Source organism: Paenibacillus xylanexedens (assembly GCF_017874615.1).
Classification (GTDB): domain Bacteria; phylum Bacillota; class Bacilli; order Paenibacillales; family Paenibacillaceae; genus Paenibacillus; species Paenibacillus xylanexedens.
Genome location: NZ_JAGIKV010000003.1, coordinates 221708 through 246246 on the forward strand (window position 1 = coordinate 221708; position 24539 = coordinate 246246).

Consider the following 24539-nt stretch of genomic DNA (forward strand, 5'->3'; position numbering starts at 1 on the left):
ACTGTAGCATGACTATGGCTTGAACACAAGAAAACGAATCCGACAGAGTTAAGGCTTCTCTGTCAGACCCGCTGGATTGGTTACTCGGATAGGCGGTTGAACATACGGCTTGCGGGATAGCTTTTTGAGCTGTCTGAAGCTAATAAACTGTTTAGAATCTTCATCCCACAGACGGAAGCGCAGGGCAACCAAACTGGAACGTAGTGTAATAGTAGTTGCTTTTTGCAAGGGTGGTGTTGCGTTATGTGCTTCTTCCAAGAAATAGTTAGGTACACGTGGGCTCAAGTGATGCACATGGTGAAACCCGATATTACCACTGATCCATTGCAATAATTTTGGCAATTTGTAATAAGAACTGCCTTCAACAGCTGCTTTTACATAACTCCACTCATCTTCATGTTCAAAATACGTCTCTTCGAACTGATGTTGAACGTAGAACAGCCAGATACCAAAGAAACCGGAGAAGAAGAAGATAGGTGCCTGCACCATTACAAAAGCCTGCCATCCGACTAACCAGGACATGAATGCATAGAGCACTACGATCAATACGGTAGTCAGGTGTGTATTGATACGTTCTTTACGTCTAGCACCTTTGCGGTTAAAACGGTAAGCCAACAGAAACACGTAAATGGGCCCGATACAAAACAATACAAACGGGTTACGATAAATCCGATAGAAGAGACGACCCCAAGGAGAAGCTTCTTTGTATTCGTCAACCGTCATAACCCAGATATCACCTACACCACGTTTGTCAAGATTACTGCTTGTTGCGTGATGGATAGAATGCTCGTTTTTCCACTGTTGATAGGGTGTAACTGTCAATACACCAGTAATGGTACCGAGAATATCATTGGCGCGTTTGCTCTTGAAGAATGAACCATGACAGCAGTCATGAAAAATAATAAAGGTCCGAAGTACAAATCCGGATGCCACCAAGGCAATCGGGAAGGTCAGCCAGTAGGAAACCGATAAGCTAAAGTAAGCTGCAGCCCATAACAAGAAGAGCGGGAGCAATGTATTGATTAACTGACGGATACTTAATCTGAGATCATTTTTTTCGTAAGGGGTAATTTCTTTTTTTAAGGCCATTTCTTTTGATCTGTTCATAAAATTGTGTCCTCCTTCAATCGTTATAACTGTAATCAGTTACAACTTGGCGTTTCCCGCTAGACTTTCCTGTAGGAAGCGTTTTTATCATTGTAAAACAATCCGAACATGACAGTAAGTCATAAACGTCAGCCTTCTGTAATGACGAATATCAATGATGGACCATGACATTTGTCATGGGTGTATGATACTCAATAGCTCTGCAGAAGACAGAAGAGCAGGTTTTAAAAATTCCTTTGCACAAATTACGCAACAATTTGTATTATGTATACAAATTTTGTTGAGAGCATGGTAAAATCTATCCTTGAGTGATTATGACAACTTATGAGACGGGTCGATTAGGTTGATTTCTGATGGATTGGATGGAATGCATAATGAAGAAACGAATTACGGATATCCTATTTATTATGGCAGGTGCATTTCTGTTTGCACTGGCGGTGAACCTGTTTGTCATCCCGAACGATTTGGCTGAAGGCGGCGTCACGGGTATCACGATTATTTTGTATTACCTGTTTGAATGGTCCCCTGGACTGATGAACTTGATCCTGAACGGTATTTTGTTAATTGTGGGATATCGGTTTCTTGATAAAACGACTACGGTATATACGATTATTGCAGTGGTATTCAACTCGTTGTTCCTGCATCTGACGGAGAGTTGGACGATTGCATCGGATGAACTCTGGATCAATACCATTTTTGCCGGATTATTTGCCGGTCTTGGTATTGGCTTGATTGTTAGAGTGGGAGGCACAACGGCGGGAACAGTGATCCTGGCCCGACTTGCCAACAAATATCTGGATTGGAATATCAGTTACGGACTTCTGTTCTTCGATCTGATTGTGGCTTTCTCCTCATACTTCATCATTGGACCGCAAGGATTAATGTGTACAATTGTCTTGCTGTTTGTAGGGACCAAAACAATGGAGTTCATTATTGAAGGGCTCAATCCGAAAAAAGCCGTTATGATTATCTCTTCCAAACAGGATGAAATCGCGAAGCAAGTCATTGAGAAGATGGATCGCGGAGTAACCGTCCTGTCCGGTCATGGCTATTACACGAAAAATAAGAAAGAAATTCTATACATTGTGATTAGCAAGCAGGAAGTTTCTATGCTGAAGAAGATTGTACGAGCAGAAGATGAGATTGCTTTTATCACCATTCATGACGTGCGTGATGTTTTCGGTGAAGGATTTATTGAACTCTCTAAAACTTGATGAATATATGTATATAAGGAAGAAAAAAGTTGCGGTGAATATCACCGCAACTTTTTTGATAGGTTAATGGTATCCGTTATTAATCTAGTTCAATAAGAAAGAACCCTTCTCCGAAGAGAAGGGCAAAAGAGGATTAGTAATGTCTTCTTTTTTTGACTCCACAATATTCAACAGTGACATGACAGTGTTTTTTACACTTTGTAGGGACATATTTCACTTTGGTAACACAAGTTTTCGTAATTTTTTTGTAAAAACACTTTGGTCTTGGATGATGACATTTATGATGCTTTCTATACATATTAAAACCTCCCTGATCGTGATAAGGTATTCTATGAACAGGTCACTGTTTCGGAAATGTATAAACGTCTATTATTGTATAATAATTCCTTTATTAGGCTTTTGTGTTACAAGTGAAAGTGTGGTTCTTTCTAGTAAAAGAGTGCAATGACAAAAAGCTGTACACCTACAAAGCACGATGATATATTTAATTTAATCAATTTGTTAATAAACTTAACTAACTAAGTATTTAGCATAATTTCCAAGAGCGTTTTACAATCAGCAAGATATAGATCGAAACGGTGTTATTCGTCTATATTTTGTACCCGAGAGCGACTTTAATCGAATTATGAAAAATGCTGACTATAAAGGGAGGCGATAACATGGCTGGCACACCGCAGTATATCCGCAATCTGAATGAAAATCTCATTATGGATGCTCTGATAACTCAGGGAACCATGTCGAGAGCGGAAATCAGCCGTCAGACCGGACTTAGTAAACCAACAGTATCTTTGGCAGTCGAACATCTGATTGACCGTAATCTGGTGAGGGAAATGGGGCCAGCTGACAACGCTCAGGGTCGAAAAGCAACCCTCATTCGTTTCAACGAAACGGCTTATTATGTCTGTGGTATAGATATCGGCGCAACACGTATTCGGATTGCATTATCCGATCTGAATGGAGAGATCATTGCCTATCGAACATATCCCATGGTTGTTCAAGAAGCTTATGAGCGAGCAGAAGCGACGATGTTGGAGCTTCTTCGAAGCCATATGAACGAACTGCTTGATGAGAATCATCTGAACTGGGATCAGATTCAGTGCATCGGGTTCGGTATACCAGGTGTAGTGCTGCCTGATTCAGGGCGTATCCATCGTATTGTGGACCCTTTAGCCGGTCTGGAAGAAGCTTTCTCTTTAGAGTCGTTGTCAGGAGCTTTTCCCTGTGAAGTAATTCTGGAAAATGATGTGAATCTTGCAGCCCTTGGGGAGTATCGGAGTGGTGCAGCAGCGGGATATCCCTTGTTTGTTTTTTTCTCCATCGGTACAGGGACGGGCGCTGGCATCATGGTACATGGCCAACTGCTTCGAGGTTTAGGTGGCTTAACTGGAGAGATCGCGGAGATGCTGGTGGACGATGACCGACGTCTGGAGGAAGTGCTGTCCGCTGATGGTCTGATGCAACTGGCGAAAGATTATCTAGATCAGCATGATGAACTATTATTGGAGGCTGCAGATTCGGGTGCAGATGATCTTCACAGACACCTGACTCCCGAGAAGTTATTTGAAGCTGCACGCAGTGGAGAAGTAGAGGCGTTATACATTCTACAACAATACAGCCAGAAGATTGCATCCGCGCTGCGGCAGATTAGCGTTGTGCTTGCTCCAGATCTCATTGTGCTTGGCGGAGGTATAGGAGGGAACGGTGATGTGTTATTGCCTTTACTGAGGCAGATCATATCTGAGCAATTCCCGGTGCAACCACAGTTAATCTGTTCGAAGCTTGGTGAGCAGGCTGTTGTCACTGGCGCGGTACAGGTAGCCATACAACAAACGATGCTGAACCTTCAGCAGGAAGCCATGGAATAAGAGATTGGATATACAACATGTGAGGAGGGAAAAGGCATGACAGAATTCGTGAAAAACGTAAGTAATAATTATCAGACCAATCAGGATGGTACGGTTGGAGGTGATCCATCCGGCTGGATTGCAGGTATTGACATTGGAGGCACCAAAACATTAATGCTCTTGTCATCACAACAGGCTGGAAATGAAGTTCATGAACGGATCTTGCCTACGCTTGCCAGTGATCAGCCGGATGAGTTCTTCCGATGGTTATTCGCTGAACTGGAAACATTCTGCCGCGAAGTTGGATGCAGTCTGGATCAACTTAAAGGTGTAGGCTTGGGATTCCCTGGTGTGGTTCTACAGGAGGAGGGAATACTGCGAAGTGCTCCGGCTTTTCAGTGGCCTGAGCAAGATATTCGCCCTCTGATTGCGAAGTATTACAGCGGGAATATCATGTTGGATAATGATGTGAATATGGCCGCGATGGGAGAATATGATCAAGGGGCAGCGCAGGGACATCAACATTGTGTGATGGTCACGGTTGGAACAGGTATTGGAGCTGCTCTTATTCTGAATGGACAGCTCTACAGCGGCCAGAATGGAGCAGCAGGTGAGATTGGGCATTTCATTGCAGGAGACGAAGGGCTTTATACCGGTTACGTTGCGGATGCGGATTCCTTTGGCGTATTTGAGCAAGTGACTTCAGGTACGGGAATTACCGAACAGGCGAGGCGTTATTTTGCTGCTGGAAAGGGAAGTTCCTTATCCCTGATCATGAGTCTGGCAGGAGGGGAAGCGGAACAGATTGAAGCCAGGCATGTATTCAAAGCAGCCGAGTCGGGTGATCTTGCTGCCCTGGAGATTCTGGAACTACCCATGCGTTATATGGCGAGAGGTCTGGCGAATATTACGGCTTTACTCAATCCTTCCATTATAGTGATCGGTGGTGGCGTGGCTGCATCCAACCCATCCTATTATCTAAATGAAGTGCGCACACGCCTCCAACGTTACACTGTTCTGCCTACACTTTTAGCTGTAGCTGAACTGGGGAACAAAGCAGGAGCAATCGGGGCATTGGCTGCAATCAAGTCGAGTCTGACACGCACATAAAAAGAGAGAATAGGCGAAGCAACTACAGAAATAAAGGATGGAGATCCGGATGAGAAGTAGACATATGAAGGCTTACACAGAGAAAATAAAAGCCGATTCCAATGATGCAAAACGTGTTTTACTCCAATTGCAGGGCCTATATCTGTTTATGGGGCTTGCCGGGGGGATGTTTAACCCGTACATTAATCCCATATTGGTTGCACAAGGTTTTTCCAGTAAAGAAACCGGATTTATTATGGCGTTTGGCACACTTGTATCTATTATTCTTCAACCTATATGGGGAATTCTGGTAGATAAGTTTAAAAAGACACGGTTCGTACTGGTGATAAGCCTGCTTGTTCCTGCATCGTTAGCGTACTTCTACAATATTCAAGTGTACTTTATATTAATATTGATTTATACTTTATGCACTATATTCCAAGTGACTCAAATACCTGTGGCTGACTCCTATGCGGTTACCGCCGCGAGAGCCGCGAACACCTCATATGGCATGATCCGACTCTTCGGCAGCATAGGAACGGGAGTTGGTGGATTTGCCGCAGGGATGTATCTCTCCCAGTTTTCCATTCACATGTTATGGCTACCATTTCTCCTGTTTAACATTCTGAGCGCTATACTGGCAAGTACACTTCCCCGGCAGACGAGTATATCCTCGTCCTCGGTAACCTTCTCCGTAGGTTTGGCAAGATTGCTCCGAAACCGGACATTCCTTCTATTTCTAACAGGTTGTTTCCTGGTTAACCAAACGCTCACTGCGTTTAACTCCTTTTTTGTTATTTCATTTCAGATGGCTGGCGGTTCTGTGACCATGACAGGTACGGCGTTGTTGCTTGCGTCGATTACCAATGTTCCATCCATGTTGGCAGCGGCATTCATACTCCGAAAATGGGGGCATGAACGGACGATGCTGCTTGCAGCGGGGGCGTATATGTTACGTTGGGGGATACAATGGCTATGGCCGACGCCTGAGGTCATGATTGGCGTTCAGGTGCTGCATGGGTTATCCTTCGGATTCTTCTATATCGCAGCAGTGGAATATGTGGCTTCCGTTACGGGACGGGAGATGCAGGCCACAGGTCAAAGTTTATTTAACATGGTGTTTGCTGGCCTGGGCGGAATTGTTGGTAATATGCTTAACGGATATTTACTCGATTCCGGCGGTCCATCACTGATGTATCTGGCTTGCACGATCAGTGCGGCACTAGGATCGGTGATTCTGTATATCGTCAGCAGGCAGGCCAAAGAACAGAGAAGAGCATACTCATTAGAATAGAAACGGAAGGAGTTGGAGCCTATGAAAGTAAATCTGAAGCGGAATTGGCACACCAAGTTGATGTATTCGTATTTTCCTATTTTTCTGCTTACGATTTCCATTCTGATCTTTCTCTCCTTCCTGATTGTCAACGAACTCTCACGTAATGAAACAAAAAAAGCCGACATGATCTCCACACGCTATATTGTGGATACACTGGAGCGCTCCCTAAGCGACATTGAACTTCGGTTGCTTGAAGACATTGGTGCAAACAAAACATATAGTCGCTTTCTGGAAGCTGGACAGGGACAATTATCGAGTCAGTTCATCTATGATGCGGCAAGTGGGCTGGGACGTATGCTGGATCAGCAGGATATGATTCAATCTATTTATCTCTATCGTATGTCCGATTCCCAGATTCTTACGCCCAGAGGCATGATGCGTTTGGAAGATTTCGAAGATCGTGCCTATATTGAGCAAGCCTTGAAAGATCGGGAGAACCTCGGTTGGAATCTGCCGCGTGATTATAAGGAACGTTCCTTCGACGTACCTTCACAGGTGATTAGCATGAATAAGTTGCTTCCTTTACCGTGGGGCGGGGAAGGTCTGCTCGTCATTACCATCCGCATGTATGCAGTGGAACGGCAGATTGATAACATGACCAATGAAAAGTTATCTGTTCTTCAGGTTCGGGATAAGAGCGACAATCTGATCTATACCGCGCATCAAATGGACCCTTCAGCAGGTGAAATTCTTAATCGTGTGACTGCGGACAAGCTTGGTCTGATCTTCGAGAGTGGTATTCAATCCGGACAACTGTATTCATGGGTATCCCTTGTTTCTTATGTGTGGATCGGTATTGGATTATTAACGATCGTTGGTGCGGTGGCGGGACTAATCTACATTACTCGCAGAAATACACGCCCCATTCAGCTGATCATGAATCGAATTCAGGCGTTACAGCCACGTGCCGAGGAGGATGAAGCTGCTCCATCCGTCAAAGATGAACTGGCACTTATCGACCGTGCGCTGGAACATTTGATTGCTCAGACGGTTGACTATGAGAAACAACATCATGAAAACTTGCTGATTCATCGCAGACAGTTGCTCGTTGATCTGATGGAAGGGGAGCGGATGGATTCGTTCCGTCAGCGACTTCGCCATCTGCAACCGCTAGAGGAACGATTCATGGAACCGAAGAGTGTTGCTGTCCTCATTGCGGAGATGAATGGTGACGATCTCTCGACCAATCAGAATATTCTGAAGATTGCGCTTATGAACGTAGTGGAAGAACTTGTGCAGAATGAGACTCAGTTCGGCGGTTGGGCTGAATGGTTTGGGAACCGCAGGCTTATTGTGGTGATTGCATCGGATGAGCAGGAAGGATTGGACCGTGAATTGCTTATGGATCTGGCTAAGCAGATGCATATGTGGATTGCGGAAAACTTTCGCCTACGGTTTACGTTCGGGATTGGACGAACCGTATCGGGATGGGAAGAGATTACTCGTTCCTATGCGAGTGCAGATGCGGGTTTGCAGCATAGACTTACCCTTGGTAAAGATGCCATCGTTCTCAGTGAGCAGCTGCCGGATCGTATTGAGCTGCAATCGTACAAGTATTTGCAGATGCTCGCAGACTTTGTCCGTGAATTCAGACTAACCGGCGATGGTTGGCGAACGCAGCTGGATCAGATGTTTGTTGCGTTCGGTGAAGATCAGATTACAGATAACGATATTCGCATGTTGCTGCAGGCATTAATCCAGATGTTGTCCCGTGAATTCGGGGAGCTGTCTGAGCGGCTGCAAAGCCAATTTGCCGAGGAAATCCTGACTCGTCTTCGCAGTGATATCCAGCAGGTGGAGACACTGGAGGGTATTCAAGAGATTTTGCAGGAGTGGCTTAAAGAGGTCTATCGCAATTATGTATCTGTAAATGAAACGAAAAGTCATCGCGCGATGATTAACGAGCTGCGGATTTATATTGAAGAACATTTTGATGATCCGGATCTGTCGCTGAAACATCTGAGTGATCGGTTCCAAATCTCGGGCAAATATGCGAGTTATCTGTTCAAGGAAGAGTTTGAGATGAAGTTTGTTGATTTTCTGGTGAAACTGAGGGTCGAAAAGGCCTGTCGTCTGTTGTCTGCATCCGATATGGCTGTTCAGGATATTGCTCTGCAAGTGGGTTATGCCAATGCCATCTCTTTCGGCAGAGTATTCAAACGGATTATGGGCGTGACACCAGGGGACTATCGCAAGCAGAGTGGAAAACAAGGGGATCAATAACGATCGATATTGGACGTGTCAGACAACCAAGCATCGCATGAAAAGCAATATTCTTAGGATATTTCATGAAATCTCTTGTATGAGGGGATAAGATTCGTGCCTTATCGTCCTTTTACAGGAGATTTTTTGATTTTTAATACAAGATCATAGGCTCATTAAGCTGGTACGTTAAGGAATTTTACGAATGACCTATACTAGCATTATGACAATCCATTAATTCATAGGGAAGGAGTTGAAGATGATGTATACATACGGACAGCAAGTGTGGGGATCGGTAGATATCAATAGGCGGATTACCATCACAGCAAGCAACAACACATTCACATTTAATGTAGATGACTCGTCATATACGATAATTATACCTGATGGTACCTACACGACCACTCGCCAAAGGCATGAATCAGAACTTGTGCAGGCCATTTCGAAGGCGGGGGCAGCCCAGAACATTCCTGTGAAGTTTATTTTGGGCGGAATGCATTATGATGAGAAGTATAATGTGTTGATTTTGGAACATACGGATACGAGCAACGAACATGTTATCGATCAATTTGCGGGAAATGCCATCGATACGTTGTTTGGTCAAGTGAAGTTTAATCTTCCGCCGAGGGATTAGTGCATGAAATGCTTTTAAATCTGCTACACATGGAGATCACTACAGATGTGGTCTCTTATTGTTATGGTTTGATGGGAGTATCCAGCGGAAAAAGGATTATTGCGAGCTGGGTGATGCCAGATTGTGTATAAGAAATTGAAATGAACAGAACACAATATGTTATTATAGTTAACATTAAAGGTGTGAAAATTGTATATTGTCAGGAAATATGTTTATATATCGCGGTATTTAACTTAAAAACCGTGGATTTTACATTTTGAAAATAGTTTATTGTCTGATTATCGGATTATATGTAATGATTAGTGACATTCACAGGTGCGACGAAATGAGATGAACAAAGTGGAGTGGCAATCATGTGAATTCATTCAGAGAGTGTGCGAAAGGGGAAAGGTCAAATGAGATTATTTCAAAGACGTAAGGCAGGCAAGGCAAGTTCAATCCTCGCAGTGGTAACAGCATTCACTCTATTATTATCTGCATGTTCGTCAGGAAGCGAATCAGCATCTTCATCAGGAGAGTCGGGTTCGGGGGAAAAAACGACTTTGAAAGTGGAAATCTTCGACCGGGGAAACACACCGGCGGGCTACACCATTTCGGACAGTTATCTGACTCGCTTCATTCAAGAGAAGTTTGGTGATCCAAACAACATCGATGTTCAATTTGTTCCGGTACCACGCTCGGAGGAAGTACAGAAACTTAACGTTCTGATGGCGAGTGGCTCTGAAGTACCTGATATCGTCTTTACCTACGATTCGGGAACATTCAACCGGTATGCAGAGCAAGGAGGTCTGACCGAACTTACGGATCTGATCAATCAAAGTGGTCCTAACCTGAAGAAGTTCCTGGGAGATGAAACGCTGGCCTACGGTCAATACGATGGACAACAGTTTGCGGTTCCAGGTAAACGTCTTGTACTTGGCAAGTACGCATCCTATGTTCGTCAGGACTGGCTGGATGCGCTCGGATTGCCTTCACCTGAGACAGCTGAGGAGCTGCATACAACACTGAAGGCCTTTAAGGAAAAAGATCCGGGTAAGGTTGGCACAGGACTTATCCCAATGGGGATGTCGATTGCCTCGGCTCAATATGAACCCCTGATCTGGTCATTCATTGAACCACTGACGGAAGAACAAAAATATACATTAACGCAACAACTGGGTTCCAATGACTATCCAACGTTGTTGCCTGGTTTCAAGGATGCCCTGAAATATATGAACACACTTTATAATGAAGGATTAATGAGCAAGGACTTTGGACTCGACAAAGACAAGAAAAAGCTGTGGGAAGATGTATCTAACGGCAAAGTTGGATTCTACACTGAGGATGCAGGGGAGATTTACATCTCCGGTACGTACAAAAACCTGCAAACCAATCAACCGGGTGCAGTGATGACACCGATTGATGCATTCAAAAACTCCGAAGGCAAATTCGCCAAACCGGCATATGCACCCAATGCGATGTATGTGATGATTCCGAAATCGAGCAAAAATGCGGAAGCAGCGATGAAGTATCTGGATTGGATGGCTTCGGGCAACAACCTGTTCGATCTGCAATTCGGTGTTGAAAACGAGAACTATGAACTTGTGGATGGGGTCCCATTGATCAAGGATGATGCTTCTCCTGAAATCGCAGGCCGTATCTATAATTCCGGTGACATTGCCATTATCGTCAATGGTAAATACGTTGGGGATGACAAGAAAAATGAAGAAGCTTATGTCGTACAGGTAGAGTCGAAGTATCGGGATGACATGCGTAAGTCGGTAGCGATCTCTAACACGGACACGATTCAACCGGTGCGCTTCTCCAAACCGATTGAGGCGGAAGCACGCTACGGTAACGGCTTGAAAGACAAATTTATGGAGTTCTTCGTAAAAACAACCATTTCCAAACCCGCTGATTTTGAAGCCACCTATGACAGCATGATGAAAGATTACATGGCGAGCGGTGGTCAAGCGATCCTGGATGAACGTACAGAAGCTTACAATGCGATGAAATAAGTAGAGTAGAGATCACATCTAATGCGTATGGCAACAAAGAACAGGGATTTCATTAAGGCGATGACAACATCGTCTTGATGAAGAAATCCTGAATGACATGGGGGGAAGTTTTATGAAAACAAGCATCTATTTCCGCAGAAACTGGCAACTATATGCGTTGCTCCTACTGCCCATGATCTACTTCATTATTTTCAAGTATGGGCCAATGTATGGCGTGCAGATTGCGTTCAAGGACTTTAATTTCTTTCAAGGTATCGCCGGTAGTGAGTGGATTGGCTTGGATGCGTTCAGAGAAGTGTTTCAAAATCAGGGTTTCTACACGGCATTACGCAACACGTTAGTACTTAACATGCTGGATCTACTGGTTTCCTTCCCGGCACCACTTATATTGGCCATCTTATTGTTCGAGCTGAAGAAGGCTTGGTTCAAAAAGTTGGCACAGACCTTACTGTACATTCCTCACTTTATTTCGTGGGTTATTATTGGAGGGATCGTACTTCAGGTATTCGGTACGCAATCCGGTTTCATTAACAATATCTTAATGAGCATGGGATTCGATCCATTGCCATTCCTTTCAGACAAAAACTATTGGCTCTTCACGTATCTTGCGGTAGGTGTGTGGCAGAGTGCAGGCTGGGGTACGATTCTGTATCTGGCATCCCTGACGGGGATTAACCGGGAACTGTATGAAGCTGCAGAAGTGGATGGAGCAAGTCGGCTACGCAGAATCTGGCACATCTCCTTGCCAGGCATCAAAACGACGATTGTTACCTTATTGATCATCAATGTCGGCAACATGATCTCCATCGGCTTTGACCGACCATTTATTATAGGGAACGTGGCTGTACGTGAATACTCGGATGTGCTCAGCACATTTGTCTATCGTGTCGGTTTACAATCTGGTCAGGTTACGCTCGCAACGGCTGTAGGTTTGTTCCAGGCATTAGTTGGACTTGTCTTCATACTCGGGGCAAACTATACGTCCAAGAAATTGACCGATGAGAGCATTATGTAGTGGATTGATTCACATATGATCTGTAAGGAGTGAGTGAGATGTCTGAAAACACGGCGAATCGAATATTCAACACGGTAAACGTCATTCTTATTATCATTACGATGGTGCTGTGTCTTGCACCATTCATTCATATTATTGCGATCTCGTTCAGCTCGAACCGGGCGATCGGTTCAGGAGAAGTTTCCTTTTTCCCCAAAGAGTTATCCTTTGAGGCGTATACCAAAGTATTTGCAGATGGATCGATGATTCGTTCCCTCATTTATACGATTTGGCTAACCGTCCTGAGTACGGTGCTAAGCATGGCGATGACCATTGCAGCAGCTTATCCACTGGCGAAAAGTAATCTGAAGGGGCGCAAGTGGTTCATGCTTGTCATTGTGGTGACGATGTTCTTCAGTGGGGGTATTATTCCCGAGTACATTCTGATCAAAAATCTGCATCTACTCGATAGCACATGGGGACTTATTCTGCCTGGATTGATTAGTCCGTTCTATATGATCATCCTCATTACCTTCTTCCGAGGGATTCCCGAAAGTCTCGAAGAAGCGGCGGGCATTGATGGAAGCAGCCACTTCGGAACCCTTATGCGTATTATTCTACCGCTATCCCTTCCGGTTATGGCGACACTGAGCCTATTTTACGCGGTAGGACGGTGGAATGGTTTCCAGGATGCACTCATGTATATTACGAAACCTGAACTATATCCTTTGCAATTGAAGTTGTATCAGATGATTCAGCAAAACCAGATTACAGAACTGATGCAGAACGAAGGAATCGGCGCCGTTCAGGTCCTGCCTGAGAGTCTGAAAGCAGCCAGCGTTATATTCTCCACGTTACCGATCCTGCTTGTGTATCCGTGGTTGCAGCGGTACTTTATCAGTGGCGTAATGGTAGGTGCTGTAAAAGGTTAACAGTCTCGGGAGGTCGCATGACATGACACAACGAATGGTAGAGAAGATGTCGAAAGAGCAACAGTATCTTGTAAATCAGTCCATGTTGATGATGGATAGCTTCTATGACAAGGAAATGGATCTGCTTCGTAGTTTCGAAGAAGAGGATTCATCGCAGCACAGCACACGAGCCAGTGCACATTATGCGCTCGGATTGTTAATTCGAAATGAGTCTGGTGATGTGGAACGCGCGATACGAGTGTTCCACAAGGTGCTCGATGTTCAATATGACGCTCCAGATGAGATCTATCACGGAACCTTCGCGACCCGACCCAATGAGTTGCATCCACCAGCGGGTCACTATGCTTGGAAATCTTTTGCGCCAGGCACGGCCTATTTCCTGGAACGCACCTTTGAGAAGGTGTCTGCGCAGTTTATCCATAAACTACAGGAAGAGGGTTCTCTGCTAACAGAGGTAGCAGACCCCAAACAATTGAAACACCTTTTTTATTCGGCAGTGAATCAGATTCTGCCACCGGTCTGGATCAGTTATGATCCCAACTGGCGCGAGTTTATCGCTTGTGTCTGTGTGGTTGTAACTGCCGAATTCGCCGAACTTATGCCGGAGACACTCATGAAGCGGATGGATCATGCAATGGAGTTGGCTGTACAAGGGTCAATAGAACGCAGGTTATCCGACGTAATCCCAATGAACACGAATATTGAGTTGATGCACATTTTCATCACCCACTACTACGGTCACCGCTTGAACCGGACAGAATGGATTCAGCATTCGGATGAACAGGCAGAAGGATTGATGAAGGAGTTTGAACAATACGACGGTACATTCGCGGAGTTCAATACTACAACCTATTATGGCGTCGATCTGTCCGTGCTTGGCATGTATCGAAAGTATGGTCTCACCGAACGTTTGGTTGAAATTGGACACCGGATCGAACACGGGTTGTGGAATAACATTGCGCTATACTACAATGCCAACCTCGAGAATCTCTCCGGCCCATTCTCTCGGGCGTACGACATGGAGATGCGAGAGCATAGTTCAATTGGTGTATTTATCTATCTTTTGCTTGGTGAAGGGTATGAGTATCTGACAGGCATCAACTGTGAGTCAGGCCATGATCCACTGATTGCTCTCCTTGGAGTAGATGTGCCCGCGGAAGCCGTGCCGTATTTCAAGGCTCATCAAAAGGATCGGCTTGTGCAGAAACAGTTCATGGAACTGTGTGAGCGCAATGATCCAACGTCTAACCGGAATCTATGTACGGCCAAAGCCTGGGTCGGTGAGGAGCGAATGATCGGGGCCATGTCGGGAAGTGTGAATACGAACGGACAGATGCATCCCGCCACGATCCACTGGCAGACAGAGACGGGGGAGCGTTATTATCTTCGCTTGATACGCCGTGAGGTAGGCGAGGGGTGGAACAGTCATCTGCGCGGAGTAACGTTTGATGCGGATCTCACACCAGATTCGTTAACCATTGATGTGGAGCTGGATACGGCGGAAGAGATCGACGTTTATTTTGAAATCAGAGGCCCCTCCCTTCGTCAGGAGGATATTACACCAGCGTTATGGCAGTTCCCTGGACTTACGTGTACCGTGAAGGCTGAGGCACCTGAACCATCCGTGTTGATGTACGTGAATCATGTGGAGATCATCTATCGTTATGTGCCTGGAACGACTGCAAACAAGATGAGATTTGAATTGACCCTCCATGAAGACAACGGTATGAGGAATAAATAGGTATATAAGATGAACTGAACATTTACACGAGATCGAAGAGTGCAGAACCGATCTGAAGAAGCGGAGCGTTCGCCTGAAAGCTTTCTGCAAGAAAGCTGCATCGGAAGCATAAGCTATCACCGGATTTTTCCCTTTGAAGAAGGGGATCAAAAAAATCTGGGGATAACAGCGATCGGAAGATGGTACTGCAATTGGAGTGATCTAGTGTAAAGTTTATTGGTTCAACTTATATAGATAGAGATAAATGGAATATGAATGGGCGATAGAATGAGAGACAGGAGGACCAATCATGTATACGGACAAACAGGAGTATTCGTTCTCAACATGTTGGAATATTAAACGTTATACGAACGGACAAGGTATGATCGAGGAGATCAAGTCTCTTGGATTCAAACAGGTTGAACTGAATTATAACGTAACGGAAGAGATGCTGCAGACGATAGAACCGATGATTGAACGGGGACAGATCGGTGTATCCAGTGTGCATAATACATTCCCGCATGTGGCTGATCCGGATTACGGGACGGATTCCGTCCTGCTTGGATTCGATGATGAGACGCGCCGCAAACGGGCGATTGAGCTGTTACTTCGCTCAGCCGAGTACGCACATCGTTATGGTGCCAAGGCTGTTGTTGTACATCCCGGTGAGGTTCCGTTTGAATACAATATAGATGAAGCATTGAAAAAGATATACCACGATCAGGGGCCGGATTCACCGGCATATCAATCTTTATGGCAAGAGATGCTGGAGAAGCGGGAAGATGGCAGCGCATATTACCTGAGCCGGATTCAGGAGAGTCTGGAAGAGGTGTGTGACTTGTCGGAGCAGCGAGGATACGGGGTGAATTTCGGTATTGAGACCCGTTCACGCTGTTATCAGATGCCGACTTTGCACGAAGCGGGAACGATTATTGGACAAATGAAGGGCGCGCCGCTTGGTCTCTGGTACGATATTGGTCACGGCATGATGATGGATCGAATGGGCCTATATGACAATGTACGTGAGGCCAACGCGTTGATTGATCACGTGGTTGGCGTGCATATTCATGAAACTGTAGGGTTGGCAGATCATTGGTGTCCATACATCCATAGTAAAGACATGACCTTTTTTGATTCATTTTTGGATATCATTGATCGTTCGCCAGTGAAAGTATATGAGCTGAAAGCCGCGTGTACACCGGAAGAAATCGATGAGAGTCATGGAATAATCACGGCTCGTATTGCTGAACGTCATGTGGCGCGTCAGCGCGGATAGGGAGCACACGCATCAAGCATGAATGCACCTTATAGGAAAGTAAACCAACAGATAGAGCGGTTCAGAACAAACCTCAGGTTGTATTACAGGGTGTTCTGCCGCTCTTTTGTTGTTCTCGTAAAAATGTTCCATGCTTTAACGTTTCTCAGGGAGTATTACGTCACCGAGAATCCCTGCCTGATAGCCTTTGACTACAGCACCAATTCTGGACTTAACACCAAATTTCTGTGTAATAGAGGTTATATGATACTCCACTGTACGTTGACTGATCGCCAGATCCTGTGCAATCTCCTTGTTGGTCATCTCCAGTGCAATGCGGTTAAGCACTTCCCGTTCAGTTGCTGTGAGGGATTCCTCCAGATTAGGGGATAACATGGTCTCTGGAATAAGCACATGACCCAACATACTTTGGTGAATGGCGTTGATAATCTGTCCAAACGTTGCTTGTTTCGACAAGTAGGCATGGACGCCCAGATCATAAGCTTTTAACTGGAATTCGTGATAGTTGTATCCGGATAGTAATATAATTTTGACGGATAACCCGTATTGATCTTTCAATCTTCTCACAACCTCGAACCCGTCAAGCTGGGGCATGCGGATATCCATCACAACAACATCTGGTCGCAACGCCTCTACTTCGGATAAAAAAAGCAATGGATCGCTGAATGTTTTCAGTACCTGTATGCCGGGTTCGCGGTTTAAGCGGTTGTTGAGACCTTCCATGACCAGGGGGTGATCATCAAGCAGTACGACTGTAATGGGTTCGCTCATTGTTCAGTTGCTCCTTTGGTTAAAGGCAAACGGATGTTGATTGAGGTTCCTTTGCCAAGGCTGGAATGTATGGTGAATTCTCCACCGAGATGCTGAATGCTGCTTTGTATGGATATCAAACCGAAGTGCCCTGTTGCAGTATCAAATGTGGTATGAACATTAAACCCCAAGCCGTCATCCTCTACTTGGAGAATCAAGTCAGTATCCCTTGTATGTACCTGAATAGAGCAGAACGACGCCTGTGCGTGCTTCATCACATTCATGATGAGTTCACGGATCGTCCGAAAGACGGTGGACTTCAGAGGTTCGTGCTTCAACTCTTCAGAGAGGGCGTTGTAGTGTAGTTCCATTCTGATGCCACTTTGTATTTGAAGTGTGCGGATGAGCCATTGCAACGCTTCCTCAAGATCACTTCGATCCATAATATGAGGGTAGAGATCATCACACAATTGACGTATATCTCTCTGGGAAGCATACAGGCACTCCAGCCAAACAGCCGTTTGATCCTTATGCGTCTCTCCGGTATCGTGTAATTCCTCCAAATCACGAGACAGGAAAATCAGGTTTTGAAGCAGTTGGTCATGAAGGAAATAAGAGGTTTTCATACGCTCTGCCTGTTGGGCTTCCATCATAATATCATTGAACTGCCGATGACGGCGTATCTGGTGTTCATGAAGAGCTGTCTGGTCTACACGGTATTCATATCGCTTCTGCAGATCGGATAAGAGTCTCCCATTGACGAGCATTCGAATTGCTTCCAGCCTGCCTTTATTAATGATATCCTGTTCCTCTGCTGAAAAAAGGGTGCGATTTTCTTTGTGACCAATGCCCAGAAATCCTATTGTCTCCGTAGTGGGTTCACCTGACAGCTCCCAAATCTGTGCCAAATCAACTTTCTGTCGTAAAACTTCAATATCCAACGCCTGGTTATCTATATTCTGAATGGAAGTAAAAATCCCTGTACCTTCCTGAGAATATCTGTGCTTATCATCAATCCATATGACAATTACACCTTCAATATCCAGCATCTTGTGGAACATCTCGGCAAACACGTGAATCATGTCCCGCATGTTTTGCTGTTCAGCCATTCGCACAGTCAACCGCAGCTGTTGGTGTTCCAACCAGTCTTTGTTAAGTTTGTTTTTCTTGCGTGAGCGGGTGAGCATGTACTGATACACCCAAGTGATCAGCAAAAACGAGACAAAGAGTAAGCTGATATGAATTAACGAATGCAGGTGAGAAGCAGCCAGAAACAGTAAAAATACGATCAAAACATATAGTCCATGAATCATCAATCTTGGCATCACCAGTTTGAGGTCAAGCATACTCCGTTGTACAAGTACATAAGTGAACATCCATGACAAAGGCAGAAATCCAATTAATGTGTACTCTACAGGCAATAATGGTTCACCTTGAAGCAGGGTTGGAATAGCAAAACAGATGATGAAGGGAATCAGGCTAACAAGTATTCCTGTTAACATGAGCAATAGCTGGTTCTGCTCCTTGCGATTGTAGCTTTTACGATTAACCCATGTCATCCAGATTAAGATCAGAAGGGTTGCACAAAGAATAAAGTTGAGCAGATTGGTTGGACCAGACGGTGCAACAGGAGTACTGACGGTAGTAATACCTTGATTGATTTGAACATCGGTCATCATCCACTGCTTGATGTACAGAAAGGCAAGGCCAGTAGAGTAGGCAACGGCAATACATCTGCTGATGATTAATAACCATCGAAAACGATGCAGACGGGTACGGAATACAAAAGACACATAAAAAGCAGTTAGACAGTAAGGTAACCATGCCGCACAAAAGGCCAAAATATAATTGGATAAAGGCAACTGGGATGTGTACATCGTCAGTATACATATGGCCATGGACAAGTTAAGGAGGTAGAACAGGCGCATCACTCGTGAACCGGGTTGGCTAAACAAGGCATAGGTTCCGGTCAACAATAGCAATAATTCTACTATGGATGAGAAGCCGATGTTGAACCATTCACGTGGTCCAGGCTTCATTGTATGTTGGGATGCCTGACCGTGAGAATTCTCAACGTCGATGGTGTAGGCTTCAGTCACTAGAAATACACCTTTTTGATGGAGTAAGCGGACTCGTCCTTTGAGTTCCAGCGAGATAACGGTGTCACCTGATCTAATCCCGGATGTATAGGCTAAACCTTGCGGATCTACATCATGTACTGCCCAAGAATTGGAGGCATTTGGTGTCAACGAAAGTCCGATATAAGGATTCATAAATGAAGAGATATGGATGTACGTGGCTGTCAGTATAAAGCACAACATCGTTACAAACCACACGAAATTAAATTTAGTTTTCATGAATCTATGTAATGAGAGTTTTAGTCGCATGGTACAATCATCCGTTCTTATAAAATGCATCATTGGTAAAATGAAGTGGAAAAACAAGCCATGTAGCAATGACATGGCTTGCCGAGCATCACTCTATGTTAATGTAGCAGAGTGCCTAACATTTTGTACATCAAAACTGATGATTCCTGCCTGAGCATAGGTTGCTTCGATCTATAATTCACAGCACCGGTGCTGGATACAGATACTTCAGGACCGTAGAGACCTAGAGCAACCACAAACTGGACACCTTCTTCAGCCCAACGATCCTGTGAACCGATGAGATCGGCAGTTACGGCAGGTGCGCCAAGGAGTTGTTGTGCCGTTCTCGATATGATCACCGCGGCCTCTTGCCTTGTTATGGCTTGGTCAGGATGGAACAATCCACGGGTATTACCTTGCACAATACCCAGTTCAAGGGCTGTTTGAATGTAGGCGGCATAGGGACTTGATTGGGTATCTTTAAATGTTGGTGATTGAGCTGAAATGGACATTCCGCTTATACCCACGACCTGTGCTACAAACTCCCCACGACTTACAGGCTTCTCTGGTTCAAATAGGGATTGATCCTGTGGATACAGGCCAATCTGGGTTAAGCGATAGATGTACGGAGCATAGGGATGGTCTTCTGGCACATCTTCATAAGGTCTGGCTTCTGGCAATTTTTCGGACCAGCTATCTGACTTGTTGTAATAGAAATATGTGATTTCACCTGACTGGTTTTTTTTGAAACCAGCGAGCTTGCCTTCCTCATCCATGAACAACATGTCCTTAACGGGGGTTAAGGTGTGAGTGCCATAAGCATCTATAACCTGAAGACCTTTCTCTGTTGCTAAAATATCATACAACCATGCAGGCAAACGGATATCCCGATATAGTCCCTCATAGGTACGGAGTGAAGACTTGGTTACGCTATAATCACTATAATGCGTCTCGTTGTTTGGATAAAAATGATCCATAAATGCTTGAAAAAGCGCTTCTCGCACATCTGGTCCATCACTGTTGGAGACGATAAATAGTCCAGTCTTCTCGTTAGGTAACAACCACAGATTGGAGTGGAATCCGTCAAGATCGCCTGCTTTACTCACGACTTTCCGTCCATGATTATACTGCGAATAGGTGGATTCGAATCCGTAACCTGTGCCAGGTATATCCGGGTGTATGGACACATCCAGGGTTTGCATCGCTTGGACGGATGACGGTTCGAGTATACGTGCACCCTGGTACGAACCTTGATTGAGCTGCGCAAGCATAAAGTGAGCCATATCCCGTCCAGTCGTAATTAATCCCCCCTCAGGAGAGCTGTCCGGTACATTGGGATATTGCGGAAGTACTTGTCCTTCAGCGCCATAAGGAGTTGCGAGTTTACTCAGCGTGTCTTTGCTTAGTGTAAAATGGCTATCCGACATATCAAGAGGGTTGAATATATGCTGTTGTACATAAGTCTCAAACGGAAGTTTGGACTGTTTCTGAACGATGTAGCCCAAGAGTGCATAACCGTAATTGTCATAACGGAAAACTTCTCCTGGATTGCGAACAACGGACGGTTTGTTGTCCTGGATGAATTGCTCAAGCGGATAAGAATGATTCAACTCCCTGGGTATAGCTGCTGCATCTGTGAAATCAAACCCGCTGGTGTGGGTCATCAGATGTTCCAATGTTAACGCTGTTCCGGTGTGGTTGGTCAGATGCAAAGCGTCTGTGTATGCGCTGATATCCTGATCAAGCTTTACGTTACCTTGCTCGGCCAATTGCATAATAGCGGTTGCTGTCAGCGTTTTGGAGATGGAGGCTACACGGAATAGAGTGGAGTCGGCGTCGACGGGGATTTGTTTTTCCACATTGGCATAACCATATCCTTTATTCAAAATGATCTGTTGATCGTGAACAACGGTGACTACCGCACCTTTCAGAGCAGACTTCATTTCAGGCTGGGCGAAGAATTGATTGATGAACGATTCAGTTTCCTGAGGGCTTACCTGAGGAAGAGGGAGACTGCTCTCTGCCGATACACTGGTCATCGTGGTGAAACTTAGAGATGCAACCAGGAGGATGTTGGCTACGGCACGTTTCCAATTAGGATTTGATTTGTAGCTGTGTTGTTGTCGAGTTGGACATGTTGCTACGTGAGATTTCATGAAATTCTCCTTTGAGTTGAGATATGTTCGTTCTCTTACATTTAAGTACATCTATAATCTATCAGTTCGAATGTAATGGCGATTCCGTAGTACGCACTTATTACGGCAGGACTTCCGCAAACCTTTTTGCGTGATCCCGCAATTGTGGAGGATGAAGATTGAGTTTTGAATGATCTTGAATATATGAAAAGAGGTATTTGTCATGATGGACCCAACGGGGATCTCGACAAATACCTCTTTTTGTTTCGTCTTTTTATTTTCCATGCAAAGCGACATCGTGCAAAGGAATTGGGAAGTAGATTTTATAAAACTACTCGTACATCCATCGTTCAAGTTCAGCATAGGCAATCGCAGGATCATCACTGGAATTATCAATATAAGCGACGGATGAAGCAGGGAGCGGCCAGGCTATTTCTTTACGGACGAGAGAAGCTGTGAAGGCATCCCAGTTGGCTAACTTCCATTCATCTAGTGGGGATTGTCTTGCAGAGATCCGTTTGTGGTACAATGCTTCATTCTCCAGATAAATATAGGCCACCCGCACATCCGTATCTTCCAAGGAACGTCCAATTCGTGCAAGTTCCTGAGCAATCCAATCGGGAGTTCCAATTTCTTTGGTGAATGGCCCCACAACGATCGTATCGATACCCAACTGTACGTTATCCAGAGCGGCGTCCATCGTAATGCGATACCCAAGATCACGGCACAGCCGTTTGTATTCCGGTGAATCCCGATCAGATGGATCAAGTCCCTGAAGGGTCATGATCGCCTCAGCCGCGGGACGAAGCAGAATATCCATATCAAAGAAAGCCGCTTTATGTTTACGGGAAAGGGCTTTGGCAAGGGTGGTCTTGCCGCTTCCGGCCCCGCCGAGAAAGAAAAGTAGTTTGCTCATGAATGTAATGCCTCCTTTAATTAGATTCAAAAAATAGGATATGTAATTGAAAAATACACGAGTATATAGAGTCATCATTAGAGTTCGTGAATGAAAGGACTTGTTTATTTTAACATAAATAAAGAAGCTTGTTGGCTAGACAGAAAAGGAAGGATAAGGTAATATCATACCTAGTTGTTCTATGCATAGGTTTCCGATGTATATAAAAAGAAGAGATTTAAAAGTGTATTTTTCAAAATCTAAAAATTCTTGCTAAATGAATTAAAAAGGAAGGAGTGAGCGCGTTGCAGGTTAACAAACAAATGATTAAAGGCAGTACCGAAACATTGATTCTGACCCTGCTTCAGGAACGACCGTTGTACGGATATGAATTAATTAAGGAATTACATCGTCAATCCGAGGGTGTGTTTAATCTGAAAGAGGGCACGTTATATCCTATTTTGCATGCTATGGAGATTGAAGGTTGGGTAGAGTCGTACTGGATGGAGGTTGAAGGCCGTAAACGGAAATATTATTCGATTCGTGACAAGGGCATGGAGGCCTTACAAAGTAAAAAAGCAGAATGGAATATGTTCCGTAGAGCTGTTGATCGGGTGCTTGGGGAAGGAGGCCTGACATGACAAATCGACATGAGCGAATTCAGCATTATCTTGATCACATGTGTGTTCAGGTTAAAGCTCGCGAAGTACATAATGACTTGCGTGATGAGTTGGGAAACCACATGGAAGAAATGATGTTGGATAAAGAACAAGAAGGTTATACAGAGGAAGAAGCAATTGCATATGCCATTGAACAGATGGGTGATCCAGCTGTCGTAGGCAAGAGTATGCACCGATTGCATCGCCATCGTATGCATTGGGGCATTGTGTCTGGAATTATTGTCTTGGCTACAATCAGTCTGATACTGATGTGGATTTTTACGACTAATACGACACAAGCAAGATATCAATATTTATACAGCTATCATGTGAAAAACACCGTTGTTGGATTGATGATGATGTCTTTCTTTATTTTCTTTGATTACCGCAAATGGAAAAAAGCTGCCTGGTGGATTTATATTTTGTTCAATGCCCTGTTGTGGATCAATCCGATGCTATCTTCAGCCTACAACGGTATAGACAGGTACTTGTCATTACCATTCGGCTTTGTACTTGATGTAACCACGGTTTCAATGTGGATATTGCCTCTCGCCATAGGTGCAATTATGCTGGATAAACTTCGAACAAGTTGTAGTATACAGTCAGTACTAAGTTACATTGCAATGGTGGCATTACCGGCAGTGCTCTTGTTTCAAATATCAGATTGGGTTCGTATGTTATTGTTTGGTATTGTATCGGTCATTCTATTTGGCTGGATTACACGAAAATGGCTTTATATGATCATCGCTGCCATAACTACTGGAAGTCTGTCACTAATATTGTTGCTTTTCATGGATGAATACAGACGTTTGGATAGATTCTCTGTCGTGTTCAACCTTCAGGATGACCCCAATGGAAATGGTTTTGTGTATAATTCGATTATGGATATCGTGCGAACAGCCGGATGGTGGGGCAATGGACTAGATACACGGTTTGACCTGATCAAAAGTAATTATTTCGATTTTCCCGGTGTAATGCTTATTGATGTGTTTGGTTGGTCTGCAGGCATACTCTTGTTGATAGGTATTTTCTGGTTTGTAAGTAGTATGGTGAAAATACTCCCTCGTATTCGGGATGATTATGGTCGCATGATCATCTTGAGTGTCACTACGATATTGTCTTTGCAGATGATTTATTCTCTTGTAGTAATTACTGGTAAGGTTCCAATCATCAGCATTGCTTTTCCTTTCATTGGATATGGTACTCATCTGATCTTTGAATATGCCATGATTGGATTACTTCTCGGTATTTACCGCCGCAAGGATACTATTTCGAAGAAAAATGAAAAAATACGGCAGAAGGTGGATGCCGACCCAATGACCAGTTCATAGGCATCCAAAATCATTACCGCATCATGAAATGAAAGTATTATTATGCTCGTTTAACGAG

General features: G+C 44.5%; 18 protein-coding genes. 13 read left to right on the plus strand and 5 right to left on the minus strand.

The genetic code is table 11. The features are described from left to right. Positions 1–48: 48 nt before the first annotated feature. Positions 49–1107: a Delta(5) desaturase DesA gene (desA, locus tag J2Z28_RS05465; RefSeq protein ID WP_211081508.1), complete on the minus strand. Its 1059-nt coding sequence runs from the start codon at positions 1105–1107 to the stop codon at positions 49–51. Between the two features lie 374 nt (positions 1108–1481). On the opposite strand from desA, the gene J2Z28_RS05470 reads away from it, so the two are divergent. From J2Z28_RS05470 to J2Z28_RS05520, 11 genes are all read left to right on the plus strand, one after another. Next, positions 1482–2321, plus strand: a complete 840-nt coding sequence (locus tag J2Z28_RS05470) for a YitT family protein (RefSeq protein WP_017688839.1) — start codon at positions 1482–1484, stop codon at positions 2319–2321. 659 nt (positions 2322–2980) lie between these two features. Then, a complete protein-coding gene (locus J2Z28_RS05475) occupies positions 2981–4186 on the plus strand; it encodes an ROK family transcriptional regulator (protein WP_211081509.1) in 1206 nt (401 codons plus the stop codon). A 36-nt stretch (positions 4187–4222) separates the two neighbouring features. After that, positions 4223–5275, plus strand: a complete 1053-nt coding sequence (locus J2Z28_RS05480; protein WP_211081510.1) for an ROK family protein — start codon at positions 4223–4225, stop codon at positions 5273–5275. Positions 5276–5324: 49 nt separating this feature from the next. Further along, positions 5325–6548, plus strand: a complete 1224-nt coding sequence (locus tag J2Z28_RS05485) for an MFS transporter (RefSeq protein ID WP_243391424.1) — start codon at positions 5325–5327, stop codon at positions 6546–6548. 21 nt (positions 6549–6569) lie between these two features. Then, complete coding sequence (locus tag J2Z28_RS05490) at positions 6570–8813, plus strand: helix-turn-helix domain-containing protein (protein WP_211081511.1); 2244 nt, start codon at positions 6570–6572, stop codon at positions 8811–8813. Positions 8814–9051: 238 nt separating this feature from the next. Then, on the plus strand, positions 9052–9426 hold the full coding sequence (locus J2Z28_RS05495) for a hypothetical protein (protein ID WP_211081512.1): 375 nt from the start codon (positions 9052–9054) through the stop codon (positions 9424–9426). A gap of 395 nt (positions 9427–9821) precedes the next feature. Further along, positions 9822–11423 (plus strand): extracellular solute-binding protein, encoded by a 1602-nt coding sequence (locus J2Z28_RS05500; protein WP_211081513.1) that lies wholly within the window; start codon positions 9822–9824, stop codon positions 11421–11423. A 112-nt stretch (positions 11424–11535) separates the two neighbouring features. Next, positions 11536–12438, plus strand: coding sequence for an ABC transporter permease (locus J2Z28_RS05505; protein WP_017688833.1), 903 nt, complete (start codon positions 11536–11538; stop codon positions 12436–12438). 38 nt (positions 12439–12476) lie between these two features. Beyond that, positions 12477–13349, plus strand: coding sequence for a carbohydrate ABC transporter permease (locus J2Z28_RS05510; RefSeq protein ID WP_211081514.1), 873 nt, complete (start codon positions 12477–12479; stop codon positions 13347–13349). 22 nt (positions 13350–13371) lie between these two features. Next, complete coding sequence (locus J2Z28_RS05515) at positions 13372–15090, plus strand: hypothetical protein (protein ID WP_211081515.1); 1719 nt, start codon at positions 13372–13374, stop codon at positions 15088–15090. A gap of 289 nt (positions 15091–15379) precedes the next feature. Next, positions 15380–16345: a sugar phosphate isomerase/epimerase family protein gene (locus J2Z28_RS05520; protein WP_211081516.1), complete on the plus strand. Its 966-nt coding sequence runs from the start codon at positions 15380–15382 to the stop codon at positions 16343–16345. A 135-nt stretch (positions 16346–16480) separates the two neighbouring features. On the opposite strand, the gene J2Z28_RS05525 is transcribed toward J2Z28_RS05520, so the two are convergent. From J2Z28_RS05525 to J2Z28_RS05540, 4 genes are all read right to left on the minus strand, one after another. Further along, positions 16481–17116, minus strand: a complete 636-nt coding sequence (locus J2Z28_RS05525; RefSeq protein ID WP_211081517.1) for a response regulator transcription factor — start codon at positions 17114–17116, stop codon at positions 16481–16483. Next, positions 17113–19416 carry a sensor histidine kinase gene (locus tag J2Z28_RS05530; RefSeq protein WP_211081518.1) on the minus strand — a complete coding sequence of 768 codons (2304 nt, stop codon included), beginning with the start codon at positions 19414–19416 and terminating at the stop codon, positions 17113–17115. The genes J2Z28_RS05525 and J2Z28_RS05530 overlap by 4 nt, the downstream gene beginning before the upstream one ends. Before the next feature lie 164 nt (positions 19417–19580). Then, entirely contained in the window at positions 19581–21617 is a 2037-nt protein-coding gene (locus tag J2Z28_RS05535) for a serine hydrolase domain-containing protein (protein WP_211081519.1), read from the minus strand. Positions 21618–21927: 310 nt separating this feature from the next. Further along, complete coding sequence (locus J2Z28_RS05540) at positions 21928–22512, minus strand: P-loop nucleotide/nucleoside kinase family protein (RefSeq protein WP_211081520.1); 585 nt, start codon at positions 22510–22512, stop codon at positions 21928–21930. A gap of 284 nt (positions 22513–22796) precedes the next feature. On the opposite strand from J2Z28_RS05540, the gene J2Z28_RS05545 reads away from it, so the two are divergent. Both J2Z28_RS05545 and J2Z28_RS05550 read left to right on the plus strand, forming a co-directional pair. Continuing rightward, positions 22797–23132, plus strand: coding sequence for a PadR family transcriptional regulator (locus J2Z28_RS05545; RefSeq protein WP_074094807.1), 336 nt, complete (start codon positions 22797–22799; stop codon positions 23130–23132). Next, on the plus strand, positions 23129–24481 hold the full coding sequence (locus tag J2Z28_RS05550; RefSeq protein ID WP_211081521.1) for an FtsW/RodA/SpoVE family cell cycle protein: 1353 nt from the start codon (positions 23129–23131) through the stop codon (positions 24479–24481). Before J2Z28_RS05545 ends, J2Z28_RS05550 begins: the two co-directional genes overlap by 4 nt. The last annotated feature ends 58 nt before the right edge of the window (positions 24482–24539 follow it).

Bases quoted from the DNA above. Each gene is read 5' to 3' on its own strand.
- desA (WP_211081508.1), bottom strand. From the start codon at position 1,107: ATGAACAGATCAAAAGAAATGGCCTTAAAAAAAGAAATTACCCCTTAC.
- J2Z28_RS05470 (WP_017688839.1), top strand. From the start codon at position 1,482: ATGAAGAAACGAATTACGGATATCCTATTTATTATGGCAGGTGCATTT.
- J2Z28_RS05475 (WP_211081509.1), top strand. From the start codon at position 2,981: ATGGCTGGCACACCGCAGTATATCCGCAATCTGAATGAAAATCTCATT.
- J2Z28_RS05480 (WP_211081510.1), top strand. From the start codon at position 4,223: ATGACAGAATTCGTGAAAAACGTAAGTAATAATTATCAGACCAATCAG.
- J2Z28_RS05485 (WP_243391424.1), top strand. From the start codon at position 5,325: ATGAGAAGTAGACATATGAAGGCTTACACAGAGAAAATAAAAGCCGAT.
- J2Z28_RS05490 (WP_211081511.1), top strand. From the start codon at position 6,570: ATGAAAGTAAATCTGAAGCGGAATTGGCACACCAAGTTGATGTATTCG.
- J2Z28_RS05495 (WP_211081512.1), top strand. From the start codon at position 9,052: ATGATGTATACATACGGACAGCAAGTGTGGGGATCGGTAGATATCAAT.
- J2Z28_RS05500 (WP_211081513.1), top strand. From the start codon at position 9,822: ATGAGATTATTTCAAAGACGTAAGGCAGGCAAGGCAAGTTCAATCCTC.
- J2Z28_RS05505 (WP_017688833.1), top strand. From the start codon at position 11,536: ATGAAAACAAGCATCTATTTCCGCAGAAACTGGCAACTATATGCGTTG.
- J2Z28_RS05510 (WP_211081514.1), top strand. From the start codon at position 12,477: ATGTCTGAAAACACGGCGAATCGAATATTCAACACGGTAAACGTCATT.
- J2Z28_RS05515 (WP_211081515.1), top strand. From the start codon at position 13,372: ATGACACAACGAATGGTAGAGAAGATGTCGAAAGAGCAACAGTATCTT.
- J2Z28_RS05520 (WP_211081516.1), top strand. From the start codon at position 15,380: ATGTATACGGACAAACAGGAGTATTCGTTCTCAACATGTTGGAATATT.
- J2Z28_RS05525 (WP_211081517.1), bottom strand. From the start codon at position 17,116: ATGAGCGAACCCATTACAGTCGTACTGCTTGATGATCACCCCCTGGTC.
- J2Z28_RS05530 (WP_211081518.1), bottom strand. From the start codon at position 19,416: ATGTTGTGCTTTATACTGACAGCCACGTACATCCATATCTCTTCATTT.
- J2Z28_RS05535 (WP_211081519.1), bottom strand. From the start codon at position 21,617: ATGAAATCTCACGTAGCAACATGTCCAACTCGACAACAACACAGCTAC.
- J2Z28_RS05540 (WP_211081520.1), bottom strand. From the start codon at position 22,512: ATGAGCAAACTACTTTTCTTTCTCGGCGGGGCCGGAAGCGGCAAGACC.
- J2Z28_RS05550 (WP_211081521.1), top strand. From the start codon at position 23,129: ATGACAAATCGACATGAGCGAATTCAGCATTATCTTGATCACATGTGT.